At 59.0% G+C, this 17524-nt stretch carries 16 protein-coding genes; 13 read left to right on the top strand and 3 right to left on the bottom strand.

Annotated features, from left to right (window positions below; genetic code table 11):
• Positions 1-131: 131 nt before the first annotated feature.
• The 7 genes from zipA to P5703_RS11970 all read left to right on the top strand — a co-directional run bounded on the left by zipA (position 132) and on the right by P5703_RS11970 (position 8125).
• A complete protein-coding gene (zipA, locus tag P5703_RS12000; RefSeq protein WP_011913007.1) occupies positions 132-953 on the top strand; it encodes a cell division protein ZipA in 822 nt (273 codons plus the stop codon).
• A gap of 287 nt (positions 954-1240) precedes the next feature.
• The gene (ligA, locus tag P5703_RS11995; RefSeq protein ID WP_285587064.1) at positions 1241-3610 is read left to right on the top strand and encodes an NAD-dependent DNA ligase LigA; all 2370 of its coding nucleotides are present in this window, start codon (positions 1241-1243) and stop codon (positions 3608-3610) included.
• Positions 3611-4011: 401 nt separating this feature from the next.
• Positions 4012-5181, top strand: coding sequence for a flagellin (locus P5703_RS11990; RefSeq protein ID WP_285587062.1), 1170 nt, complete (start codon positions 4012-4014; stop codon positions 5179-5181).
• A 114-nt stretch (positions 5182-5295) separates the two neighbouring features.
• The gene (locus tag P5703_RS11985) at positions 5296-5589 is read left to right on the top strand and encodes a flagellar protein FlaG (RefSeq protein WP_256044023.1); all 294 of its coding nucleotides are present in this window, start codon (positions 5296-5298) and stop codon (positions 5587-5589) included.
• A gap of 65 nt (positions 5590-5654) precedes the next feature.
• Positions 5655-7085 (top strand): flagellar filament capping protein FliD, encoded by a 1431-nt coding sequence (gene fliD / locus P5703_RS11980; protein WP_279641861.1) that lies wholly within the window; start codon positions 5655-5657, stop codon positions 7083-7085.
• A gap of 297 nt (positions 7086-7382) precedes the next feature.
• Positions 7383-7769: a flagellar export chaperone FliS gene (gene fliS, locus P5703_RS11975; RefSeq protein WP_013982593.1), complete on the top strand. Its 387-nt coding sequence runs from the start codon at positions 7383-7385 to the stop codon at positions 7767-7769.
• Positions 7770-7831: 62 nt separating this feature from the next.
• Positions 7832-8125, top strand: a complete 294-nt coding sequence (locus tag P5703_RS11970) for a flagellar protein FliT (RefSeq protein ID WP_003285453.1) — start codon at positions 7832-7834, stop codon at positions 8123-8125.
• Positions 8126-8268: 143 nt separating this feature from the next.
• Here P5703_RS11970 and ppnP read toward each other — a convergent pair whose 3' ends face one another.
• Entirely contained in the window at positions 8269-8550 is a 282-nt protein-coding gene (gene ppnP, locus P5703_RS11965) for a pyrimidine/purine nucleoside phosphorylase (RefSeq protein ID WP_003285451.1), read from the bottom strand.
• Positions 8551-8627: 77 nt separating this feature from the next.
• The gene (locus P5703_RS11960; protein ID WP_003285450.1) at positions 8628-8969 is read right to left on the bottom strand and encodes a DMT family protein; all 342 of its coding nucleotides are present in this window, start codon (positions 8967-8969) and stop codon (positions 8628-8630) included.
• A gap of 129 nt (positions 8970-9098) precedes the next feature.
• On the opposite strand from P5703_RS11960, the gene P5703_RS11955 reads away from it, so the two are divergent.
• Positions 9099-9350, top strand: a complete 252-nt coding sequence (locus P5703_RS11955) for a YkgJ family cysteine cluster protein (RefSeq protein WP_080902069.1) — start codon at positions 9099-9101, stop codon at positions 9348-9350.
• A gap of 136 nt (positions 9351-9486) precedes the next feature.
• Here the strand turns inward: P5703_RS11955 and gltA are convergent, their stop codons facing one another.
• Complete coding sequence (gene gltA, locus P5703_RS11950) at positions 9487-10758, bottom strand: citrate synthase (protein WP_003294794.1); 1272 nt, start codon at positions 10756-10758, stop codon at positions 9487-9489.
• 347 nt (positions 10759-11105) lie between these two features.
• Between gltA and sdhC the strand changes: the two genes are divergently transcribed.
• From sdhC to P5703_RS11925, 5 genes are all read left to right on the top strand, one after another.
• The gene (gene sdhC / locus P5703_RS11945) at positions 11106-11492 is read left to right on the top strand and encodes a succinate dehydrogenase, cytochrome b556 subunit (protein ID WP_279641862.1); all 387 of its coding nucleotides are present in this window, start codon (positions 11106-11108) and stop codon (positions 11490-11492) included.
• Complete coding sequence (sdhD, locus tag P5703_RS11940) at positions 11486-11854, top strand: succinate dehydrogenase, hydrophobic membrane anchor protein (protein WP_279641863.1); 369 nt, start codon at positions 11486-11488, stop codon at positions 11852-11854. Before sdhC ends, sdhD begins: the two co-directional genes overlap by 7 nt.
• A gap of 3 nt (positions 11855-11857) precedes the next feature.
• Complete coding sequence (sdhA, locus tag P5703_RS11935) at positions 11858-13630, top strand: succinate dehydrogenase flavoprotein subunit (RefSeq protein ID WP_279641864.1); 1773 nt, start codon at positions 11858-11860, stop codon at positions 13628-13630.
• Between the two features lie 10 nt (positions 13631-13640).
• The gene (locus P5703_RS11930; protein ID WP_013982597.1) at positions 13641-14345 is read left to right on the top strand and encodes a succinate dehydrogenase iron-sulfur subunit; all 705 of its coding nucleotides are present in this window, start codon (positions 13641-13643) and stop codon (positions 14343-14345) included.
• A 292-nt stretch (positions 14346-14637) separates the two neighbouring features.
• Complete coding sequence (locus tag P5703_RS11925) at positions 14638-17469, top strand: 2-oxoglutarate dehydrogenase E1 component (RefSeq protein WP_049339634.1); 2832 nt, start codon at positions 14638-14640, stop codon at positions 17467-17469.
• The last annotated feature ends 55 nt before the right edge of the window (positions 17470-17524 follow it).

The raw sequence follows: 17524 nt of genomic DNA, 5'->3' as shown, positions 1-17524 counted from the left end.
CAAAAAGAGAACTACCGCACGGTGCAAATCTACCGTTCGTCGTGCTAGCTTAGAGCACAATTTTTACGATGCGCTAAAAGCAGTCCCGGCTTGTTGCGTCTTTATCATCGAATTCAGAGGTTAAAGCATTAATGGATATCGGTCTGCGCGAGTGGCTGATCGTCATCGGCATCATTGTCATTGCCGGCATTCTGTTCGACGGCTGGCGTCGCATGCGTGGTGGCAAGGGCAAGCTCAAGTTCAAGCTGGACCGCAGTCTTTCCAACCTGCCCGACGTCGACGACTCCCCCGAGCTGCTCGGGCCGGCGCGTGTCGTGAATCGTGAGCATGAGCCCTCGCTGTCCGAGAATGATCTCCCACCGGTAACTGCGCGCGAATCCAGCAAAAAGCGCCGCCAGGACGAGCCCTATCAGGGCGATCTGCAGCTCAGCACCGAAGAGCCGGTCCCGACGTTGCTCGACCCCGTGGTCGGAGACGATGACGACTTGCAGGAGCGGCCGCAGAAGGAGCAGGCGCCGGTGGAAGAGGTGCTGGTCATCAACGTCATTTCCCGCGACCCGCACGGCTTCCGCGGCCCGGCTCTGCTGCAAAACATTCTGGAAAGCGGTTTGCGATTCGGCGAGATGGATATCTTCCACCGCCATGAAAGCATGGCCGGCAACGGCGAGGTGCTGTTCTCCATGGCCAATGCGGTCAAGCCCGGCACCTTCGACCTGGACGACATCGATCACTTCACCACCCCGGCCGTGAGCTTCTTCCTCGGTCTGCCCGGCCCGCGCCATCCGAAGCAGGCCTTTGATGTCATGGTCGCTGCCGCGCGCAAGCTCTCCCAGGAGCTTAATGGCGAACTGAAGGACGACCAGCGCAGCGTGCTGACCGCCCAGACCATCGAGCATTACCGTCAGCGCATCGTCGAATTCGAACGCCGGCAGATGACCATCAAGCAACGCTGATAACTCACCGCACCGGGCCTCGCGCCCGGTGTTGCGTTTGAAGGGGCAGACTCGCTTTCACTGGCCTGTCGCCTCGCTCTGCAGAGCATCGTAGGGTGGGCTTCAGCCCACCGGCACTTCGCTTCAGCGCATCGTCACGCAACCTGCCTGCCAAGTCCGACCCCAGCCAACAGAACCTGCAGACCTGCCTTCGGACTCGCATTCGGCTAGAATCCGACGCCTTCCATATCAACCAAGGTGTGCTGATGCGGTCTGAATCAGCACAGCCCCAGTCACGGCTTCGTCCTATGCCTTCTGCCCAAACCGCCGCCGAGCGTATTGCCGAACTACGCAGCGAAATCGACGCCCACAACTACCGCTACTACGTGCTCGACGAACCCAGCGTTCCCGATGCCGAGTACGACCGTCTGTTCAATGAGCTCAAGGCGCTCGAGGCAGAGCACCCGGAGCTGGTGACACCCGAGTCACCAACCCAGCGGGTGGGAGGGGCGGCACTGGCGGCGTTCGGTCAGGTACGCCATGAAGTGCCGATGCTGAGCCTGGGCAATGCCTTCGAGGAGCAGGACCTGCTCGATTTCGACCGCCGCGTGCGCGAAGGGCTGGATCTGCCGGCGGGCGACCTGTTCGGCGATGGCGCTGTAGTCGAGTACAGCTGCGAACCCAAACTGGATGGTCTGGCGGTCAGCCTGCTTTATGAGAACGGTCATCTGGTGCGCGGCGCCACCCGGGGCGATGGCAGCACGGGTGAGGACATCAGCACCAACGTGCGCACCGTACGCAACATTCCATTGAAGCTGCATGGCAGTGGCTGGCCTGCGGTACTCGAGGTGCGCGGCGAAATCTACATGCCCAAGGCCGGCTTCGAAGCGCTCAATGCGCGACAGCTGGAAAGCGGCGGCAAGCCCTTCGCCAATCCCCGTAACGCCGCAGCCGGCAGCCTGCGCCAGCTGGATTCGAAGATCACCGCCAGCCGGCCGCTGGAACTGTGCGCTTACGGTGTTGGACGCAGTGATGGTGAGCTGCCAAATACGCACATCGGAATTCTCGAAGCGCTGAAAGGCTGGGGTCTGCCGATCAGTCGCGAACTGAAGCTGGCCAAGGGCGTTGCCGAATGCCGCGCCTATTACGACGCCATCGGTGCAAAGCGCGACGCGCTGCCTTACGAAATCGACGGTGTGGTGTTCAAGGTCAATGCCGTCGAGCAGCAGCGCGAACTGGGCTTCCGTGCACGCGAACCGCGCTGGGCCATCGCCCACAAGTTTCCCGCGCGGGAAGAGATCACCGAGCTGCTCGACGTGGAGTTCCAAGTCGGTCGTACTGGCGCCATCACCCCGGTCGCCCGGCTCAAGCCCGTGCAGGTTGCAGGCGTCACGGTGTCCAACGCAACCCTGCACAACATGGACGAAGTTGCACGTCTGGGCGTGATGATCGGCGATACGGTAATCGTGCGCCGCGCCGGTGACGTCATTCCGCAGATTCTCGGCGTGATCGCCGAGCGTCGCCCCACCGATGCCCGCGCTGTGCATGTGCCAGAGCAATGCCCGGTGTGCGGCTCTGCCGTAGAGCGCACCCAGCTGATCAAGCGCAGCAAGGGGCGTGAATCCGTCAGCGAAGGTTCGATCTACCGCTGCGTGGGGCGCCTGGCCTGTCAGGCGCAGCTGAAGCAGGCGATCATTCATTTCGTTTCGCGCCGCGCCATGGATATCGACGGGCTGGGCGACAAGATCGTCGAACAACTGGTCGACCGCGGCTTGGTCAGTTCGCCAGCGGATCTGTACTGCCTGACCTACGAGCAGATCATCGAGCTGGAAGGGTTCGCCGATATCTCCACGCGCAATCTGCTCAACGCCATCGACGCCAGCCGCAGGCCGACCCTCGCGCGTTTCATCTTCGCCCTGGGCATTCCCGATGTCGGTGAAGAAACCGCCAAGTTGCTGGCCCGTGCGTTGGGCTCCCTGGAGCGCATTGGTAGGGCGCTGCCGGATGTGCTGGTCTACCTGCCGGAAATCGGCCTTGAAGTGGCCCACGAAATCCATAGCTTCTTCGAAGATGAGCACAACCGCACGGTCATCGCTCAGCTGCGCGAACGCGGTGTGGAACTGCAGGAGGAGGGCGAGCTGCATCCCGAATTCGCCGCCTGCGCCACCCTGGCTGGCCTGATCGATAAACTGAACATCCCCTTTATCGCCAGCACCGGCGCAAAACGCCTGGCGGATCGCTTCGGCAGTCTGGAAGCCATCATCGCCGCCGACTGGCTCGACCTGCGCCAAGTCGAACGCCTCACCGAAAAGGCCGCCCGCTCGCTGCGCGAATACTTCGGCAACCCCGCAAACGCCAACCGCGCCCGCCTTATCGAAGCGCAACTGCGCGAGTTCGGCATGCACTGGCAGAGCGAACGCAAGCAAGCCGCAGGCCTGCCACTCGCCGGCCAGACCTGGGTCCTTACCGGCACCCTCGAAACCATGAGCCGCGACCAAGGCAAAGCCCGCCTCGAAGCTCTTGGCGCCAAGGTTGCGGGTTCCGTATCGGCCAAAACCAGCTGCGTGGTTGCGGGGCCGGGCGCCGGCTCGAAACTGACCAAGGCCAATGAGCTGGGGCTGGAGGTGCTGGATGAGGAGGCATTTCTGCAGCGGCTGGCGCAGCTGGAAGGCTTTTGACCGAGACCCGATAACCATCACCTGTTATGTCCCATCTGCTTGATGGCATAACCGCATTTGACTACTGCACCCGCCCCCGGTAGGAGCGGGCCATGCCCGCGAAAACACCCGCATCCCTACAGCTGCCCAGCCGTCCTCTTGCACGTGCGCGGCGCGCAATTAAAGTTTCCCGCCCCCTGTCCGAAAACCTGTGCAGGCAGGCTCGCTTATTTCGTGAGCAGGCCGGCGTCGTACAGGTTGTTTCCGGGGCGTGCAATATTATTTTCAACCGCCTCCTAAAGCTCACCGAAACGGCGCCGATAAGCTAATCGAATGCGAACTCGATGGGTGCCTGGGCAAAGCCGGACCCGGAGTCGCAAGCTCAGGCAAACCAAAGTAACCAGCGCCCTTGGAGGCTCATCATGGCTCTTACTGTCAATACCAACATTGCTTCGCTGAATACTCAGCGCAACCTCAGCAACTCTTCCAATGCTCTCAGCACCTCCATGCAGCGCCTGTCTACTGGTAGCCGCATCAACAGTGCTAAAGATGACGCAGCCGGTCTGCAGATTTCCAACCGTCTGACCAGCCAGATCAATGGCCTTAATGTTGCGGTTCGTAACGCCAACGACGGCATTTCCCTGGCGCAGACCGCTGAAGGTGCTCTGCAGCAGTCGACCAATATTTTGCAGCGTATGCGCGACCTTTCTCTGCAGGCCGCAAACGGCAGTAATAATCTGGATGACCGTACCTCGATCCAGAAGGAAATTACCGCCTTGGTTAGCGAGATGGATCGTATTAGCGAGACCACCACCTTCGGTGGACGCAAATTGCTTGATGGCAGTTTCGCTACTCAGTCATTCCAAATAGGCGCGAATGCTAATGAAACCATTAGCGTCTCTATCGAAAAGATGGACACGGCCACATTGGAGGGGACAGTTACCACTCCCGCCACTACAGCCAAAACCGTGGGTGCATTTACTGGGCCTACCGGCGGAACAGGGACACTTTCCGTCACATACGATGGCGGAACCGCAATCGATGTAACACTTGCCGACGGTGATGATATCGATGCCGCTATCACTAAGCTCAATGCAGACGCCGGCGTTAGTGCAGTGGCGACGGCATCCAAAGATGCTGATGGCAATCTGGTTCTCGAGGCCAAAGAGGCTGGTAAAACCATGACGATTGCGGCAAGCGGTGGAAACGGAACTGCCTACACCTCCGACACGGCTAAAACTGTGGTTGGCGCGCCCGCAGAAGCGGAAGTTAAAACGGTTGCATCGATCAACGTAGCCGATGAAACCGGTGCTGGTGCCCAAGCGGCTATTCAAATTATCGATGGTGCCATCAAGCAGATTGACTCCCAGCGTGCTGACCTTGGTGCGGTGCAGAATCGCTTCGATAACACCATCGCGAACCTACAGAACATCGGTGAAAACGCTTCTGCAGCCCGCGGCCGTATCCAGGATACCGACTTCGCCGCTGAAACCGCCAACCTGAGCAAAAACCAGATCCTGCAACAGGCTGGTACCGCGATTCTGGCCCAGGCCAAGCAGCTGCCGCAGGCAGTTCTCAGTCTGCTCCAGTAAGCCTAGAGTAATGAATGGGGTGGTTTGCCGCCCCATTTGTCCATTGAGAGGTGAACCATGGACGTCGCAAGAATTGCGCTCAATTCCCTTGCGTCATCCTCTGGCAACACTGCGATGCCCAGCTCCCGTTCGGAGGCTGGGCTTTCGGCCTTGGGCGCAGAGAATGAAGCCGGCAAGGCCGAGCAGAAACCGGATGTTGGCGAGGCGGTAGAGCGGATTCGCACGCAGATGCAGGCGTTGCAGCGTAACCTCAACTTCAGCGTGGACGATTCCACCGGCGAAGTGGTGGTGCAGGTGCTCGATGGCGAATCAGGCAAGGTAGTACGGCAGATTCCTTCCGAGGATCTCCTGCGGCTGGCCGAGCGCCTGGATGAAATGCGCAGTCTATTGTTCGAGGCTACTGCCTGACGGCACGGTTCTTGTTTGCTTTTTTGCAGTGATGCGTGATGTGGTTAATTTGACGAGGTGAGGCTATGGCAGGCGTAACAGGTATTGGTTCGGGCATCGACATCGACAGCATCGTAAAGAGAATGGTCGCTGCCGAGCGTGCGCCCAAAGAGTCGCAGCTCGCCAACCTCGAAAAGAAGACCACTACGCAGATCACTGCAGTTGGCGCGCTGAAAAGCGCGATCAGTGATTTTCAAACTGCCCTTCGCGGCTTGAACAAGCCGGAGCTGTTTCAGGCACGTTCAGCAACGTCGAGCAAGTCGGACCTGGTAGGTGTTACCGCTGGCACAACGGCCGGCGCGGGGAGCTATCAGGTTGAGGTTAAGGAGCTTGCAACCAGCAGTAAGGTTGCATTGGCTGCCGTGAAAAGTACGGCAGAAGCACCCGCGCGCTTTGGAAGTGGCTCACTGGAGATAAAGCTCGGCAATGAGGGCTCGTTCTCCATTACGGTCGATGAAAGCAACAATACATTGGCTGGCATACGCGACGCCATCAACAAGCAGGGCGCTGAAAAAGGCGTAACGGCAACCATCGTTACCGACGATCAGGGCGCTCGCCTGGTGCTGAGCAGCAGTAAGACGGGGGCGGATAAGGACATCACTGTTGGAGCCTCGCCGTCCGGGGTAGCAGGTGAAGGCCAGCAAAGCCTGAGTGTTCTGGCGTTCGATGGCGTGGAGCCAGATGATGACGCTGGGCCTCGCATCCTGGCCCAGGCTCAAAGTTCGGTTATTACCGTAGACGGGCTCACAGTCACCAGCGAAACCAATAAGGTCGAGGGCGCCATTGAGGGCGTCACGCTCGATCTAAAAGCCAAGACAGCCAAAGATGAGCCGCTGACCATCAACGTCGCGGAAGACAAAGCGGGCGTTAAAAAGCAGATCCAGTCTTTTGTCGATAGCTACAACAAGCTGATCGGCGTGATCAATGAGCAGACGAAAGTTACCAGCGTGGGTGATGGCAAGGCGCCGGTCACCGGTGCTCTGGTGGGTGATGCCACGGCGCGAACCTTGTTGGGGACGATTCGCAGCGAGTTGACCAATGTGCAAGGTGAAGGCGCCCTCCGTGCGCTGGCCGACTTGGGCATTACCACGCAGAAAGATGGCACGCTGAAAATCGACGATGACAAGTTGAGCAAGGTAATGGACAGCAACTTTGCCGAGTTGCCGGCGTTGTTCACGGGTGAAAAAGGCATTGCCACTCGCCTAGACGAGAAGCTGAAGCCCTATACCGAAACGGGCGGTATTCTTGAGCAGCGCAACAAGGTGATGACCGAGACGATTTCGAACATCGACAAGCAGAAGGAAGATCTTAATAGGCGCATGACCTCGCTGCAGGATCGCCTGTTCAAACAGTTCAACGCGATGGACTTGCTGGTGGGTCAGCTCGCCAATACATCCAGCAGCCTGCTTGCTTCTCTGGAAAATCTGCCCTGGGCAGCTAATAACTCCAAGAGGTAAGTTGGGTCACTAGCGGAAATCGCCCACCCAGCACCTAACACTAACTTGTTGTTGGCGGCTCGGGGTGGGTCGTAGCCTTCGTGCATGCCTGTAGCTCCGTTCGCCGCGAGGGCGCGCCTTGTACAGATTGGTTGCTCACTGCTGCTTTCGTGGGAGGCCAGACCTCGGGGTGATGTTGCTGGGCTGAACAGCGTTGCGCCCCTGCAGACAGCCTTTTTGTTTATTCATTTGCTCAAGTCTGGCCGTTCGCTACCGATACCTTGGGCATGTGATTGATGTGACGAGAGGCTCATCCAAATGTACGCAATGGCAGCAATGAAGCAGTACCAGCAGGTCGGGGTTCAGGCTCAGGTAGGCGAGGCCGATCCGCATCGCTTGATTCAGATGCTGATGCAGGGCGGTCTGGATCGTATTGCGCAGGCCAAGGGCGCCATGGAGCGTGAAGCCTATGCCGAGAAGGGCGTGCTCATTGGCAAGGCGATCAACATCATCGGCGGGCTGCGTGACGCGCTGGATAAGGACGTCGGTGGAGAGTTGGCAGACAACCTTGACCGCCTTTATGAATACATGACGATGTGCCTGTTCGAGGCCAGCCGGCATAACAATATCGACAAGCTGAACGAAGTAGGCAGGCTGCTGGGCGAGATAAAACTCGCCTGGGATCAGATTGCCCCGAAGGGTTGATCTATCATGTACCCAGTTCATCATATAGCGCGTTCAGCGACGCTGATCGATCTGGAGAATATATGAGTTCAAAAGCACGCCTTTTCGCCGACTTCACTGAGCGGTTGCGTAATGCGCTAGCAAACGGGGATTGGGAAGGGATCGCCGCTCTGGACGATGACTGCAGCGCTCTGATTGCGACTTTACAGGATGAAGATGCAGCGGACGCTGAGCTGCGTGAAGCGATCGAGGCGATGGCCGAGGTATACGCCAAGCTTCAAGCGGCGGGACGCTCGGAGCGCGAACGGCTTGCGCAGGAACTCACCAAGTTGAGCCAGGGCAAACAGGTGACACAGGCCTATAAGCCGTTGGGCTGATGGTGGGGCATCAGCTGTTCTGCGTTTGGTGATGTTCAGTCGGTGAGTGAGCTGCGACGCTCAAGCCTCAAAAGTCCCTTACGGAAGGTGGATGGCGCAACGTCCATCCACCTGGCTAGCGCCTCAGGCAGTGTTCGTTCGCCTTAGCGATACTCGCAAAGATAAGCCGTATCCACCTTGACCTTCAGCTGAAACTTGCTGTTCGCCGGCACGGTGAACCGGCTGCCGCTGGCGAAGGTTTCCCAGGCGTCGCTACTCGGCAGTTTCACGTCCAGGCTGCCGGCAACTACGTGCATGACTTCCAGTTGGGCGGTGCCGAACTCGTATTCACCTGGCGCCATGACGCCGATCGTGGCCGGGCCTTCAGTCATGTCGAAGGCGATGGATTTGACGGTGCCGTCGAAGTACTCATTGACCTTGAACATTTGGATTCCTTTGCAGGGTCGGGAAAAGGGTCGCCAGTATGCCCAAGCGCCAGGCCTGGCGTCACCTGGCAGAAGTGCTAGCTGCGAAAAATGAAGTAGACCGCTCCGACCATGCAAAGCCCTGCCCATAGATAATCGAGCTTCAATGGCTGCTGCATGTACAGCACGCTGAAGGGCACGAACACCATCAGCGTGATCACCTCCTGCATGATCTTTAGCTGGCCGATCGACAGCTCGGTATAGCCGATGCGGTTAGCCGGCACCATCAGCATGTATTCGAAGAAGGCGATGCCCCAGCTGATCAGTGCGGCGATCAGCCAGGGTTTGCCGTTCAGGCTCTTCAGGTGGCCGTACCAGGCGAAGGTCATGAAGAGGTTGGAGCAGCAGAGTAGGGCGGCGGTTTGCAACCAGACAGGCATGATGGTTGTGGGCTCGAAATGATGACGCGCTAGGGTATTTCCAAGCGTTTTCGCCTGCAATGATGCATCTGGTGCGCGAGCTTCAGCCGGATTATTATCGCGCCCGTTTTTTCACTGAGTGGCAGTTTTATGGATTGTCGCCCTGGTTGCGGTGCATGCTGTATCGCGCCCTCCATTAGCTCCTCGATACCTGGCATGCCTCATGGCAAGCGCGCTGGGGAGCGCTGTATTCAATTAAGCGCTGACTTTCTCTGTTTGCTGTTCGGCGATCCGCGGCGGCCGGCGGTGTGCTCGGCTTTTTCGGCTGATCCTGTTTGTTGTGGGGAAAACAGGGAGGACGCGATTCGTCTGCTTGGCTGGCTGGAGCAGGCGACGGCGTAGCGATAGCCCCGGGTGGTACTGCCTAGAGGCCGCGTCCTCTAGGGGTTCCGGCTCGTACTTACGGCTACAACTAATGGTCCTGCAAAAGCAAAAAAGGCTGCCCAAAGGCAGCCTTTTTGTGCGCGGGGTTTGTCGCTTAACGCGGCAGGTCGCGCTTGGTGTGGCCGGTGTACAGCTGGCGCGGACGACCGATCTTCTGGCCGGAGGCGATCATTTCCTTCCAGTGGGAGATCCAGCCGACAGTACGCGCCAGGGCGAAGATGACGGTGAACATGCTGGTCGGGATGCCGATGGCCTTGAGGATGATGCCCGAGTAGAAGTCCACGTTCGGGTACAGATTGCGCTCGGCGAAGTACGGATCGTTGAGAGCGATCTCTTCCAGCTTCATGGCCAGATCCAGTTGCGGATCGTTGATGCCCAGCTCGCCCAGAACCTCGTCGCAGGTCTGTTTCATGACCTTGGCGCGCGGATCGAAGTTCTTGTAGACGCGATGGCCGAAGCCCATCAGCTTGAACGGATCGTTCTTGTCCTTGGCCTTGGCCAGGAACTTCTCGACGTTCGACACGTCGCCGATTTCGTCCAGCATGGTGAGTACGGCTTCGTTCGCGCCACCGTGTGCCGGTCCCCACAGGGCGGCGATACCGGCGGCGATACAGGCGAACGGGTTGGCACCGGTGGAGCCAGCCAGGCGCACGGTGGAAGTCGAAGCGTTCTGCTCATGATCGGCATGCAGGATGAAGATGCGATCCATGGCCTTGGCCAACACCGGGCTGATCGGTTTGATCTCGCATGGGGTGTTGAACATCATGTGCAGGAAGTTTTCCGAGTAGCTCAGGTCGTTACGCGGATACATCAGCGGCTGACCGATCGAGTACTTGTAGACCATCGCGGCGATGGTCGGCATCTTGGCGACCAGGCGCACGGCGGAAATTTCGCGGTGGTGCGGATCGTTGATGTCCAGCGAATCGTGGTAGAAGGCCGAAAGCGCGCCGACAACGCCACACATGATGGCCATGGGGTGGGCGTCACGACGGAAACCATTGAGGAAGGACTTCAGCTGCTCGTGAACCATGGTGTGGTTCTTCACGGTGCTGACGAACTGTGCCTTCTGTTCGGCGGTCGGCAGTTCCCCGTTCAGCAGGAGATAGCAGGTTTCCAGATAGTCGGATTTCTCTGCCAGCTGCTCGATCGGATAGCCGCGATGCAGCAGGATGCCCTTGTCGCCATCGATGTAGGTGATCTTGGACTCGCAAGAGGCGGTCGACATGAAGCCGGGATCGAAGGTGAAGTGACCCGTGGAGGTCAGGCTTCGTACGTCAATTACATCAGGCCCTACGGTACCGGTTAAAACGGGCAGTTCGACGGGGGCAGCGCCCTCGATGATCAACTGCGCTTTCTTGTCAGCCATGTATGGCCTCCTGTTTTGTGCTTGGAATCATCATGGCCCCCCACGCAGGGCCCGCATCACTATAGTGTGATAAAGCGCAAAGTCAATTTGCGCGAACCCATGCCGTAGAGGGCTCTGCAGGGGGATGCGTACAGCTTGGGTGCACTGTTTACGGCATTTATATAGAGGTCGCTATCAGCCTTTAGTGGCACTTCACCACATTGTCATTAGTGACCTAACTGTTTATACTCGGACACCGACCGGCAGGGGCCTTACAGGCAGTATTCTGTAGGTTGTCACTCGTGGGTAGCGGGTACTGCTGCGTACTCTTCCCAACAACTTTGCCCTGCGCTCTGGGGCTCTCAAGTGTGAAAAAAGCCGTGAAAAGCCAACGACCTGTAAACCTAGATCTTAGGACAATAAAACTCCCCATCACTGCTTACACGTCGATTCTCCACCGTGTATCCGGTGTCATCCTGTTCGTCGGTATCGCCTTGTTGCTGCTCGCGCTCGATACCTCGCTGTCTTCGCCAGAAGGCTTCGAGGAGGTTCGTGCGTACCTGGGTAGTCCTCTGGCCAAGCTGGTGAGCTGGGCGTTGCTGTCCGCACTGCTGTACCACCTTGTGGCGGGTGTTCGTCACCTGATCATGGATTCTGGCCATGGTGAGACGCTGGAAGGCGGCAAGCTGGGCTCGAAAATCGTTATCGTCGTATCGGCGGTGCTGATCGTTCTGGCGGGAGTGTGGATATGGTAACCAACGTCACCAACTTTTCGCGCTCGGGTCTGTATGACTGGATGGCGCAGCGCGTTTCTGCAGTGGTTCTTGCGGCTTATTTTCTGTTCCTGCTTGGGTACCTGATTGCGAACCCAGGGCTGGAGTATTCCCAGTGGCACGCGCTGTTCTCGGCCAACTGGATGCGAATCTTCAGCCTGCTGGCTCTGGTCGCCCTGAGTGTGCACGCGTGGGTAGGCATGTGGACGATCTCCACCGACTACCTGACCAATATGGCGATCGGTAAGTGGGCTACCGGCGTTCGTTTCCTGTTCCAGGCGGTGTGTGGCATTGCCATGTTCACCTTCTTCGTCTGGGGCGTGCAGATTCTTTGGGGTATCTGATTCATGGCTAACATTCGTACGCTTTCTTTTGACGCCATCATCGTCGGTGGCGGTGGCGCCGGTATGCGCGCGGCGCTGCAGCTGTCCCAGTCTGGTCACAAGACCGCTGTGGTCACCAAGGTTTTCCCGACTCGTTCGCACACCGTTTCCGCTCAGGGCGGCATTACCTGCGCCATTGCTTCGGCCGACCCGAACGATGACTGGCGCTGGCACATGTACGATACCGTCAAGGGCTCCGACTACATCGGTGACCAGGATGCGATCGAGTACATGTGTTCTGTCGGTCCTGAGGCTGTGTTCGAGCTCGAGCACATGGGCCTGCCGTTCTCCCGCACCGAGCAGGGCCGCATCTATCAGCGTCCGTTCGGTGGTCAGTCGAAGGACTTCGGTAAGGGTGGCCAGGCCGCTCGTACCTGTGCCGCTGCAGACCGTACCGGTCACGCACTGCTGCACACTCTTTATCAGGGCAACCTGAAGAACGACACCGTGTTCCTCAACGAGTGGTACGCGGTCGACCTGGTGAAGAACCAGGACGGCGCAGTCGTTGGTGTCATCGCCATCTGCATCGAAACCGGCGAAACCGTCTACATCCGTTCCAAGGCTACCGTGCTTGCCACTGGTGGCGCTGGTCGCATCTATGCATCGACCACCAACGCCCTGATCAACACCGGTGACGGTGTAGGTATGGCTCTGCGTGCCGGTGCCCCGGTTCAGGATATCGAGATGTGGCAGTTCCACCCGACCGGTATCGCCGGTGCCGGTGTGCTGGTAACCGAGGGTTGCCGCGGTGAAGGTGGCTACCTGATCAACAAGCATGGCGAGCGCTTCATGGAGCGTTACGCGCCGAACGCGAAGGACCTGGCCGGTCGCGACGTCGTTGCACGTTCGATGGTCAAGGAAATCCTGGCGGGCAACGGTTGCGGTCCGGATGGCGATCACGTGATGCTGAAGCTGGATCACCTGGGCGAAGAAGTGCTGCACAGCCGTTTGCCTGGTATCTGCGAGCTGTCGAAGACCTTCGCTCACGTCGATCCGGTCGTCGCGCCGGTGCCGGTCGTGCCGACCTGCCATTACATGATGGGTGGTATCGCCACCAACATTCATGGTCAGGCCATCACTCAGGACGCCAACGGCAACGACAAGATCATCGACGGTCTGTTCGCTGTGGGCGAAGTGGCCTGCGTATCCGTACATGGTGCCAACCGTCTGGGCGGCAACTCGCTGCTCGACCTCGTTGTGTTCGGCCGCGCTGCCGGTCTGCACCTGGAGAAGGCGCTGAAGGAAGGTATCGAGCATCGCGGTGCCAGCGAAACCGATCTGGATGTTGCGCTGGGGCGTCTGGCTGGTATCAACGAGCGCAGCACCGGCGAAGACGTTGCTCCGCTGCGCAAGGAGCTGCAGAGCTGCATGCAGAACTACTTCGGTGTATTCCGTACTGGCGAATACATGCAGAAGGGCATCGCTCAGCTGGTGGATCTGCGTCAGCGTATCGCCAACGTCAAGATCTCGGACAAGAGCCAGGCGTTCAACACTGCGCGCATCGAGGCGCTTGAGTTGCAGAACCTTCTGGAAGTCGCCGAGGCTACTGCAATTGCCGCGGAGCACCGCAAGGAATCCCGTGGCGCCCATGCTCGCGAAGATTTCGAAGAGCGTGATGACGAGAATTGGCTGTGCCACACCCTGTACTTCCCGGGTGACAAGCGCGTTGCCAAGCGTGCCGTGAACTTCGCTCCGAAGACCGTTCCGGCATTCGAGCCCAAGGTTCGGACTTATTGAGGTCGCCGATATGTTGCAAGTGAGTGTTTATCGCTACAACCCCGATCAGGACGAAAAGCCGTTCATGCAGGACTTCCAGGTCAATACCGAAGGTAAAGACCTGATGGTTCTGGACGTCTTGGCTCTGATCAAGGAACAGGACCAGGGTTTCTCCTATCGTCGCTCCTGCCGCGAAGGCGTGTGCGGTTCCGACGGGATGAATATCAATGGCAAGAACGGTCTGGCTTGCATCACCCCGCTGTCCTCCGTGGTCAAGGGCAACAAGCTGGTCATCCGTCCGCTGCCAGGTCTGCCGGTCATTCGTGACTTGGTCGTCGATATGAGCATCTTCTACAAGCAGTACGAGAAAGTGCGCCCGTATCTGATGAACGATACGCCGCCGCCGGCTATCGAACGACTGCAAAGTCCGGAGGATCGCGAGAAGCTGGACGGTCTGTACGAGTGCATTCTGTGCGCTTGTTGCTCGACCAGCTGCCCGTCGTTCTGGTGGAACCCTGACAAGTTCCTCGGTCCCGCTGCGTCGCTGCAGGCCTACCGTTTCCTGGCCGACAGTCGCGACACCGAAACCGAGAATCGTCTGGCCGGTCTGGACGATCCGTTCAGTGTGTTCCGCTGCCGCGGTATCATGAACTGCGTCGACGTTTGTCCGAAGGGATTGAACCCTACCAAGGCAATCGGTCACATACGCAACATGCTGCTGCAGAGCGGTACCTGATGACACCCCGGTCGGGAAAGGTTATGCGCTAGCCTGGAACGGCCGGATTGCTTTACCCGTGACACCTGCGGCGCCGAAGTCGAAGCTCGGCGCCGTAGTTTTAGTAGGAATCCCAGCTCACAAAGCCGGGATTTCACTCTGAAAATTTGATGACCAGCAGGAGCATCCGGGTTGTGCCCGGGAACTATCTGCGCGGTCCGTAGTGGCTTTACCTGAGTCGCTGCTTCAGAACTTGGGAAGTCATGCTGCGGTTTCCACGCTGGTGGTGTCTCCTTATCGAAGGTGACCAGACATGCAAGAAAGCGTAATGCAGCGCATGTGGGACAGTGCCCACCTATCCGGTGGTAACGCTGCCTATGTGGAAGAGCTTTATGAGCTCTACCTGCACGATCCCAACGCTGTGCCCGAAGAGTGGCGCACTTACTTCCAGAAGTTGCCCTCCGGTGGCAGCGCTTCAGCCGATGTATCGCATTCGACGATCCGCGACCACTTCGTCCTGCTGGCCAAGAACCAGCGCCGTGCTCAGCCTGTATCCGCAGGCGCTGTCAGCAGCGAGCATGAGAAGAAGCAGATTGAAGTCCTGCGCCTGATCCAGGCCTACCGAGTGCGCGGCCATCAGGCAGCACAGCTCGATCCGCTTGGCCTGCAGCAGCGCACCGCACCCGCCGATCTGGCGATCAACAATTACGGTCTGACCGACGCTGATCTCGACACCGTGTTCCGCACCGGTGACCTGGCCATGGTCAACGGCCAGGCCACTCTGCGCGAAATCGTCAACGCTCTGCAAGAAACCTATTGCCGCACCATCGGCGCGGAATACATGCACATCGTTGATTCCGAGCAGCGCAGCTGGTTCGTCCAGCGCTTGGAAAGCGTGCGTGGCCGTCCGGAGTTTTCGCCGGAAATCAAGAGCCATCTGCTTGAGCGTCTTACCGCTGCCGAAGGTCTGGAGAAGTACCTGGGTACCAAGTATCCGGGTACCAAGCGTTTCGGCCTGGAAGGTGGCGAGAGCCTGATTCCGCTGCTCGACGAGATCATCCAGCGCTCTGGCTCTTACGGTACCAAGGAAATCGTCATCGGCATGGCCCACCGCGGCCGTCTGAACGTGCTGGTCAACACCTTCGGCAAGAACCCGCGCGATCTGTTCGACGAGTTCGAAGGCAAGAAGGTCGAAGGCCTGAGCTCCGGTGACGTCAAGTATCACCAGGGTTTCTCGTCCAACGTGATGACCCCGGGCGGCGAGATCCACCTGGCCATGGCGTTCAACCCGTCGCACCTGGAGATTGTTTCTCCGGTGGTCGAGGGTTCCGTACGCGCCCGCCAGGATCGTCGCAACGACCCGATTGGCGACAAGGTCCTGCCGGTCACCATCCACGGTGACGCAGCCGTCGCCGGTCAGGGTGTCGTGATGGAAACCTTCCAGATGTCGCAAACCCGTGCCTACCGCACTGGTGGCACCATCCGCATCGTGGTCAACAACCAGGTCGGCTTCACCACCAACAAGCAGGAAGATGCTCGCTCCACCGAGTATGCGACCGACGTGGCGAAGATGATCCAGGCGCCGATCTTCCACGTGAACGCTGACGATCCCGAGGCGGTGCTGTTCGTCACCCAGCTTGCCGTCGACTATCGGATGCAGTTCAAGCGCGACATCGTCATCGACCTGATCTGCTACCGCCGTCGCGGCCACAACGAAGCGGACGAGCCAAGCGGTACCCAGCCGCTGATGTATCAGAAGATCGCCAAACAGCGCACCACCCGTGAGCTGTACGCCGACTCGCTGATTCAGTCCAAGGTACTGGACGACGAGCGTGTTCAGGCGAAGATCGACGAGTATCGGACTGCGCTGGACAACGGTCTGCACGTGGTCAAGAGCCTGGTCAAGGAGCCGAACAAGGAACTGTTCGTCGACTGGCGCCCCTATCTGGGTCATGCCTGGACCGCGCGTCACGACACCAGCTTCGATCTGAAGACCCTGCAGGACCTGTCCAACAAGCTGCTGCAGACGCCGGAAGGCTTCGTGGTGCAGCGCCAGGTTTCGAAGATCCTCGAGGACCGCCAGAAGATGGGCGCAGGCGCGCTTGCCATCAACTGGGGCTATGCCGAGACCATGGCCTACGCAACGCTGCTGTTCGAAGGCCACCCGGTACGTATTTCCGGCCAGGACGTGGGTCGCGGTACTTTCTCGCATCGCCACGCAGCGCTGCACAACCAGAAGGATGGCAGCACCTACATCCCGCTGCAGCACCTGTACGAAGGCCAGCCGCGTTTCGATCTGTACGACTCCTTCCTTTCCGAGGAAGCGGTTCTCGCGTTCGAATACGGTTACGCCACTACCACGCCGAACGCGCTGGTGGTGTGGGAAGCGCAGTTCGGCGACTTCGCCAACGGCGCCCAGGTGGTCATCGACCAGTTCATCACCAGCGGTGAGCACAAGTGGGGCCGTCTGTGCGGTCTGACCATGCTGCTGCCGCATGGCTATGAAGGGCAGGGGCCTGAGCACTCGTCCGCGCGTCTGGAGCGTTACCTGCAGCTGTGCGCCGAGCACAACATCCAGGTCTGCGTACCGACCACGCCGGCGCAGGTCTACCACATGCTACGTCGTCAGGCGATTCGCCCGCTGCGCAAGCCGCTGGTAGCACTGACGCCCAAGTCGCTGTTGCGCCACAAGCTGGCCACCTCGACCTTGGAAGAGCTGACTCAGGGCTCCTTCCAGACGGTGATTCCGGAGATCGATCCGATCGATCCGGCCAAGGTCGAGCGCGTCATCATGTGCAGCGGCAAGGTCTACTATGACCTGCTGGACAAGCGCCGTGCTGAAGGTCGTGACGATATCGCCATCGTCCGTATCGAGCAGCTTTATCCGTTCCCAGAGGAAGACCTCGCCGAGGCGCTCGCGCCGTATCAGAACGTCAAGCACATCATCTGGTGTCAGGAAGAGCCGATGAACCAGGGCGCCTGGTACTGCAGCCAGCACCACATGCGCCGTGTTGCGACCGCACACAAGAAGGAACTGTTCCTTCAGTATGCGGGTCGTGATGCATCGGCGGCACCGGCGGTCGGTTACGCCTCGATGCATGCCGAGCAGCAGGAAAAACTGCTGCAGGACGCGTTCACCGTTTAATCCATTCGTGCGAGAGGCCGCGAACGTTCGCGGCCTCGATGTAGAAACCGAATCA

Origin of the sequence: Stutzerimonas sp. FeSN7, from assembly GCF_030263795.1 — a bacterium.
GTDB classification, from domain to species: Bacteria; Pseudomonadota; Gammaproteobacteria; order Pseudomonadales; family Pseudomonadaceae; genus Stutzerimonas; species Stutzerimonas stutzeri.
Note: the sequence above shows the minus strand (reverse complement) of the source record. Positions and strands in the feature narration are given on the sequence as shown.

Excerpts from the sequence above, each read along its gene's own strand:
- zipA (WP_011913007.1), top strand. The coding sequence starts at position 132 with ATGGATATCGGTCTGCGCGAGTGGCTGATCGTCATCGGCATCATTGTC.
- ligA (WP_285587064.1), top strand. The coding sequence starts at position 1,241 with ATGCCTTCTGCCCAAACCGCCGCCGAGCGTATTGCCGAACTACGCAGC.
- P5703_RS11990 (WP_285587062.1), top strand. The coding sequence starts at position 4,012 with ATGGCTCTTACTGTCAATACCAACATTGCTTCGCTGAATACTCAGCGC.
- P5703_RS11985 (WP_256044023.1), top strand. The coding sequence starts at position 5,296 with ATGCCCAGCTCCCGTTCGGAGGCTGGGCTTTCGGCCTTGGGCGCAGAG.
- fliD (WP_279641861.1), top strand. The coding sequence starts at position 5,655 with ATGGCAGGCGTAACAGGTATTGGTTCGGGCATCGACATCGACAGCATC.
- fliS (WP_013982593.1), top strand. The coding sequence starts at position 7,383 with ATGTACGCAATGGCAGCAATGAAGCAGTACCAGCAGGTCGGGGTTCAG.
- P5703_RS11970 (WP_003285453.1), top strand. The coding sequence starts at position 7,832 with ATGAGTTCAAAAGCACGCCTTTTCGCCGACTTCACTGAGCGGTTGCGT.
- ppnP (WP_003285451.1), bottom strand. The coding sequence starts at position 8,550 with ATGTTCAAGGTCAATGAGTACTTCGACGGCACCGTCAAATCCATCGCC.
- P5703_RS11960 (WP_003285450.1), bottom strand. The coding sequence starts at position 8,969 with ATGCCTGTCTGGTTGCAAACCGCCGCCCTACTCTGCTGCTCCAACCTC.
- P5703_RS11955 (WP_080902069.1), top strand. The coding sequence starts at position 9,099 with ATGGATTGTCGCCCTGGTTGCGGTGCATGCTGTATCGCGCCCTCCATT.
- gltA (WP_003294794.1), bottom strand. The coding sequence starts at position 10,758 with ATGGCTGACAAGAAAGCGCAGTTGATCATCGAGGGCGCTGCCCCCGTC.
- sdhD (WP_279641863.1), top strand. The coding sequence starts at position 11,486 with ATGGTAACCAACGTCACCAACTTTTCGCGCTCGGGTCTGTATGACTGG.
- sdhA (WP_279641864.1), top strand. The coding sequence starts at position 11,858 with ATGGCTAACATTCGTACGCTTTCTTTTGACGCCATCATCGTCGGTGGC.
- P5703_RS11930 (WP_013982597.1), top strand. The coding sequence starts at position 13,641 with ATGTTGCAAGTGAGTGTTTATCGCTACAACCCCGATCAGGACGAAAAG.
- P5703_RS11925 (WP_049339634.1), top strand. The coding sequence starts at position 14,638 with ATGCAAGAAAGCGTAATGCAGCGCATGTGGGACAGTGCCCACCTATCC.